This is a genomic window from Streptomyces sp. CO7 (genome assembly GCF_053474865.1).
On sequence record NZ_JBRIOU010000004.1, the window covers coordinates 1,162,667 to 1,167,997 of the forward strand.

Sequence of the window (5,331 nt, forward strand, 5' to 3'; positions counted from 1 at the left end):
GGCCCGCCGACTGGGGGCTCGCCCCCGCCAGGACGACGTACCCCGGCGACCACGATCCCGCCGCGGTCCTCGACGACCACTGGTCCGGCTACCAGGAGTACGCCGACCTGGTCGGCCCCGACGAGGTGGGCGTGCGGACCGACGCCTGGCAGGGCCTGGCCCCCGCCGCCGCGCCCCGCGCCGACCCGGACCTCGACGTCGCCGACACCGCGGATTTCGTCGTCGAGGGGGTCCCCTGGCTGAAGGACGCGCGACCGGCCCTCGTCCCGGCGCGCCGCAGCGCCGACATACCCGCGGCCATCGGCTGGAGGGGCCCGGTGAACCACGAGGGGGACGTGGCCCGCCTCTGCGCCGTCCTGCGCTCCTGGGAGGACCGCTTCGGCGCCCGCGTCCTCGCCCTCGCCTTCGACCAGCTGGTCCTCTCCGTCGCCTCCCCGCCCGGCACCCAGGAGCACGCGGAGGCGGTGGCCGCGGAGCACTACGCGTTCTGCCCCGACAACATCGACCAGGGCATCTCCCCGCTGAAGAGCTACGCGGAGCAGGCAGTCCTCAATGCCCACCTGTGGACCTTCTGGTGGGACTGAGTGCCCGTCGCGGGTGGACTGCACCGGCTTCGTGGACTACGTCAACTTCAGGGCGCTCTCCCGCAGGGCGGCGGCCTCCTCCAGGAGGGTCCAGCCGTCGGCTGTCGTCCCGCCCGGGACGTCCGGCTGCCAGCCGCGGGCCAGCGCCACCTGGAGCAGGGCGCGTACGGCGCCGGGCTCGTGCAGGTTGAGGCCGGCGCCCCGGACGAAGCCGACGTCGCCGGAGCCGGTGAAGCCCCCGCCCGGGACGTAGCGGCCGGAGCCCTGGGCGAAGACGATGCGGAACCGGCTGACGGCCCGCTCCCTGGGGCGGTACGTCAGCGTGAGCGTCTGACGGCAGTCCACCGGCGGTCCGCCGTTCGGCCGCCGGTGACTGTGGCTGTGCGTCCACCAGTACTCGCGCCCGTCGGCGACCAGACGGCGCGGCGCGTGCGCCTTACGCGGCATGGCACCGGACGTGACGGCCGGCGCCTGGAGCCGCGCGGAGTCCGGGCCTCCTGAACCGCCCCGGCCCGCTCACGGCTTGCGGCCCACGGCGCCGTGGACGCTGATGTCCTCGTCGGTGACGTCGTTGATGTCGGCGTACCGCAGCCGGTCCACCGGTTCCATGGACGCCAGCAGCCTCGGGGCCGGCTGCTCGGGCACGGGGGCCGCGCCGTCGGGGCGCCAGCGGTGCACGGGGACGATGCCCGGTTCCTCGACCACCAGCCCGTTGCCGTCGAAGAAGCGTCCGACACCGGCCCTGTCCCGCAGGACGAAGGTCATGCCGCGTTCCCGCATGGTCCGCTGGACGGGCAGGATCCGCTCCGGGTTCAGGTCGTGGCCCAGGTGGCTGAGCACCAGCCGGCTGCCGGAAGGCAGCGCGTCCGTCAGCCGCTTCACCACGCCGTACGCGTCGGCGTCCTCGACGAAGTGCAGGACGGCGGCGAGGACCAGGACGACGGGGCGGTCGAGGTCGAGGGTGGCGGAGGCCTGCTCGAGGAGGGCGTCGGCCGCCCGCAGGCCGCCCTCGACGTAGGCGGTGCGGCCCTCGGGGCTGCTGGTCAGCAGGGCGCGGGCGTGCGCGAGGACGATCGGATCGTTGTCGGCGTACACGACGCGCGCGGACGGCACGTACCGCTGGGCGATCTGGTGCACGTTCTCCTGCGTGGGCAGGCCCGAGCCGATGTCCAGGAACTGGTCCATGCCCTCGTCGCGGGCCAGCGAGGTGACGGCGCGGCGCAGGAAGTCCCGGTTGTGGCGGACGTCGAGGTATCCCCGGGGGTTGACCCGGGTGGCGGCCGCGGCCGCGGCGCGGTCCACCTCGTAGTGGTCCTTGCCGCCCAGCAGCAGGTCGTAGACCCGCGCCGGGTGCGGTCTGCCGGTGTCGATCCTGCGCCACACGTCGTCGGACATGGAACGTCCCCTCCCCCGAGGCATGCCGTGCCGGTTCCCGCCGACAACCTAGCGGCACGCGGGCGCGGGGCGCGGGGCCTCTTTCCGCCAAGATCGGGGCGGACCTGCGGCAGGTCCGCCCCGTTCCGTTCCGTACCGCCCCGCCCCGTCCCATCCCGTCAGGTGGTGGTCAGCGCAGCATGCGCGCGGCCTCCACCGCCCAGTAGGTGAGGATGTTCTGGGCGCCGGCCCGCTTGATGCCGGTCAGGGTTTCCAGGATCGCCTTGTCGCGGTCGACCCAGCCCTTCTCGGCCGCCGCCTCGACCATCGAGTACTCGCCGGAGATCTGGTAGGCGGCCACCGGCACGTCCACCGCGTCGGCGACCCGCGCCAGGATGTCCAGGTAGGGGCCGGCCGGCTTGACCATGACCATGTCCGCCCCCTCCTCCAGGTCGAGCGCCAGCTCGCGCAGCGACTCGCGGATGTTGGCGGGGTCCTGCTGGTACGTCTTGCGGTCGCCCTGGAGGGACGAGCCGACGGCCTCGCGGAAGGGGCCGTAGAAGGCGGAGGAGTACTTGGCGGTGTAGGCGAGGATCGACACGTCCTCCCGCCCGATCTGGTCCAGCGCGTCGCGGATGACGCCGATCTGGCCGTCCATCATGCCGCTGGGGCCCACGACGTGGGCGCCGGCGTCCGCCTGGACCTGGGCCATCTCCGCGTACCGCTCCAGCGTGGCGTCGTTGTCCACCCGGCCGTCGGCATCCAGCACGCCGCAGTGGCCGTGGTCGGTGAACTCGTCCAGGCACAGGTCCGACATGACGATCAGGTCGTCGCCCACCTCGGCCCGCACGTCGCGCAGGGCGACCTGAAGGATGCCGTCCGGGTCGGTGCCGCAGGTGCCGAGGGCGTCCTTCTTCTCGTCCGCGGGGACGCCGAAGAGCATGATCCCGGAGATCCCGGCCTCCACCGCCTCCGCGGCGGCCTTCTTCAGGGTCTCCCTGGTGTGCTGGAAGACCCCCGGCATCGAACTGATCGGCACCGGCTCGCTCACGCCCTCCCGCACGAACGCGGGGAGGATGAAGTCGGCCGGGTGCAGCCGGGTCTCGGCCACCATGCGCCGCATCACGGGGGTCGTACGCAGCCGCCGCGGCCGCGTACCGGGGAAGGAACCGTACGTCGTCATGCCCTCCACGCTACGCCCGCGGGCGGGCACGTCTTGCCGACGCCCGGTCGGTCCGTCCCCCGGCCGGGGATGGGGACCCGACGGCCACCTGGCGTCCGCGGGGCCGCCCAGCGCGGGGCCGCACGGCGCAGAGCCGGGGTGCGGGTCTCCCACGACCCCGGACGCCGGGTCTCGCCGCAGGCCGAGGGCGAACCGGGGCCCTGGTTCATCGGCGTCCTCGCCCTGCTGATGCTCGCCGTCTCCTCGGTGATCGCCCGGTACAACGGTGGCCGGACTCAGGCCCCCGCCCCCCGATGCCGCCGGTGAGGCGACGGGACACCCCGCCGGCCCATGCGGCTGGGGGGCGGCGGCGTTGCGCGGGACACCCCGCCGGCCGGTGCCGGGAAGGCGGTGTCGCGCGCCGCACGCCCGGGGGACGCCGCCGGTTGGGCGGGAGTGAAGGCCCAGCTCCTCGTCGGCTGAGGCCGTGCGGCCCGCCGGGCGGCGGGTCACCAGGCCAGCGCCTGGTCCATCTCCTGCTGCCAGTAGGTGACCGTGTGGGTGCTGTCGACGTACACGCCGCCCGAGGGGAGCGACACGGTGGCGGCGCCGGAGCCCGCGCCGCCGGAGCGGCCGGCGAAGGTGACCGTCACCTTGCGGGCGGTGCGGCCGCCCTCGCCCTCGCCGGTGGCCGCCGCGGTCATCACTCCGGCGTAGGCGGCCTCCCCCGGCTCCAGCGTCACCACCGCCTGCGGCCGGCTGTCGTCCAGCACCGGAACGGCCGCCTGCGCGTCGTCGAACCGCAGGAACGGCGCGTGGTAGGCGAGGCAGGGGACGTCGCCGGTGTTGACGGCGGTGATCAGGACGTGGTTGATCGGGCGGGAGACGGCGGTGACGCGGATCTTGGTGTTGGCGGTGGTGCAGGTCACCAGGGCGGTACCGGAACCGGAGCCGCCGCTGCTGCCGGAGCCGCCGGTGGAGCCTCCGGTGGAACCGCCCTGGTCCGAGCCCTGGTTGCCGGCGGAGCCGGTGGAGGCGTCGTCGCCCTTGCCCGTGCCGGAGGCGCCGTCGGCCGACTTCTCCGTGCCGGCCGGCTTCGTGTCCGTGCCGGCGTCCGGGCTGCCGGCCGAGGCGGCGGGGCGCGAGCCCTCCGGGGAGGGGGCGGGGGAGCCGCCGTCCGAGCCGCTGTCGCAGGCGGTGAGCGAGAAGGCGGCGAACGCGGCGGTGGCGACGGCGAGGACGCGGACACGGGGGCGACGGAAGGCGAGAGCATGCATGGCGAAATACCTCTCAAGGCAGTGGAGTTCGGCAGCCGCTCGACCGGTCGGGCCAAGCGGCGTGCTTGGATGACCACAAGCTTGTGGGCGGATTCGTCCCACCGGCGCCGATGCCGGGGCGTACGGGACGCTGGAACGTTCCCGACGCCCTGACCAGCCAGAACGCGGTCGCCTGGAACGCCCGGACGGGACGTCCCGGACGACGGACGAGGGGGAGAGGACCAGTGACGGGGGCAGAGGACACCGCGGAGTTCGCGCGGCGGCTGCGGGAACTGAAGGACCGTTCGGGGCGCAGCTACGGCATGCTCGCCAAGCGGCTCCACATGAGCACGTCGACGCTGCACCGGTACTGCAACGGGGACGCGGTCCCGGCGGAGTACGCGCCGGTCGAGCGGTTCGCCCGCGTGTGCGGGGCGTCCACGGAGGAGCTGGTGAGCCTCCACCGGGCCTGGGTCCTCGCCGACGCCGCGCGCAGGCGTCCGGCGCCAGCCCCGGCCCCGGCCCCGGAGAGCACGGCGGGTGGTGCGGCGGGGGCCGCCGGCGGCGCCCCTGGGACGCGCGCAGCCGCGGAGGCCGCCTCCGGGTCCGCGCCGCCCGGCGCGGTCTCCGCCACGGAGGCCGACCGGGCGGACGGCACCCCGGCGGCGGACGCCCCGGCAGTGAGCGCCGCAGCAACGGGCGCGCCGGTGGCGGGCGCCACGACGCCGAACGACGCACCGACCGCGGACACCCGGGCGCTGGGCGCCGTGACCCCGGACGCCCGCACGCCGGACACCCCGGCGGACGCTCCCGGCAAGGGCTCGACCCCTGCTCACTCCCCGGCGACCCACCAGGCCGGAACCGCAGCCGCGGCCGCCGTCCCACCGAAGGCCGGTGCCGGACCGGAGGCAACCGGACCGAAGGCCGAGGGCGGGACCGGGCCCGAGGCAGGGAC

The 5,331-nt window shown here is 75.1% G+C and carries 7 protein-coding genes; 3 read left to right on the top strand and 4 right to left on the bottom strand.

The annotated features are described in order from the left end of the window. Nucleotides 1–584, top strand: a 584-nt coding sequence (locus ACOV8S_RS18175; protein ID WP_448318820.1) for a DUF4253 domain-containing protein, incomplete at its 5' end; no start/stop codon positions are given. A gap of 36 nt (nucleotides 585–620) precedes the next feature. Here ACOV8S_RS18175 and ACOV8S_RS18180 read toward each other — a convergent pair. The 3 genes from ACOV8S_RS18180 to hemB form a co-directional block, all read right to left on the bottom strand. After that, a complete protein-coding gene (locus tag ACOV8S_RS18180) occupies nucleotides 621–1,031 on the bottom strand; it encodes a hypothetical protein (RefSeq protein WP_448318821.1) in 411 nt (136 codons plus the stop codon). 69 nt (nucleotides 1,032–1,100) lie between these two features. After that, nucleotides 1,101–1,979, bottom strand: coding sequence for an SAM-dependent methyltransferase (locus ACOV8S_RS18185; protein ID WP_448318822.1), 879 nt, complete (start codon nucleotides 1,977–1,979; stop codon nucleotides 1,101–1,103). A gap of 169 nt (nucleotides 1,980–2,148) precedes the next feature. After that, entirely contained in the window at nucleotides 2,149–3,141 is a 993-nt protein-coding gene (gene hemB / locus ACOV8S_RS18190) for a porphobilinogen synthase (protein ID WP_448318823.1), read from the bottom strand. A gap of 138 nt (nucleotides 3,142–3,279) precedes the next feature. Between hemB and ACOV8S_RS18195 the strand changes: the two genes are divergently transcribed. Beyond that, on the top strand, nucleotides 3,280–3,447 hold the full coding sequence (locus tag ACOV8S_RS18195) for a hypothetical protein (protein WP_448318824.1): 168 nt from the start codon (nucleotides 3,280–3,282) through the stop codon (nucleotides 3,445–3,447). A 182-nt stretch (nucleotides 3,448–3,629) separates the two neighbouring features. Here ACOV8S_RS18195 and ACOV8S_RS18200 read toward each other — a convergent pair whose 3' ends face one another. After that, on the bottom strand, nucleotides 3,630–4,397 hold the full coding sequence (locus tag ACOV8S_RS18200) for a DUF4232 domain-containing protein (RefSeq protein WP_448318825.1): 768 nt from the start codon (nucleotides 4,395–4,397) through the stop codon (nucleotides 3,630–3,632). A gap of 110 nt (nucleotides 4,398–4,507) precedes the next feature. Here ACOV8S_RS18200 and ACOV8S_RS18205 point away from each other — a divergent pair. Beyond that, nucleotides 4,508–5,331 (top strand): helix-turn-helix domain-containing protein (locus tag ACOV8S_RS18205; protein ID WP_448318826.1); only part of this gene is annotated, 824 nt, incomplete at its 3' end.

Coding starts and splice junctions, on each gene's coding strand:
- ACOV8S_RS18185 (WP_448318822.1), bottom strand. CDS start 1,979: ATGTCCGACGACGTGTGGCGCAGGATCGACACCGGCAGACCGCACCCG.
- ACOV8S_RS18180 (WP_448318821.1), bottom strand. CDS start 1,031: ATGCCGCGTAAGGCGCACGCGCCGCGCCGTCTGGTCGCCGACGGGCGC.
- hemB (WP_448318823.1), bottom strand. CDS start 3,141: ATGACGACGTACGGTTCCTTCCCCGGTACGCGGCCGCGGCGGCTGCGT.
- ACOV8S_RS18200 (WP_448318825.1), bottom strand. CDS start 4,397: ATGCATGCTCTCGCCTTCCGTCGCCCCCGTGTCCGCGTCCTCGCCGTC.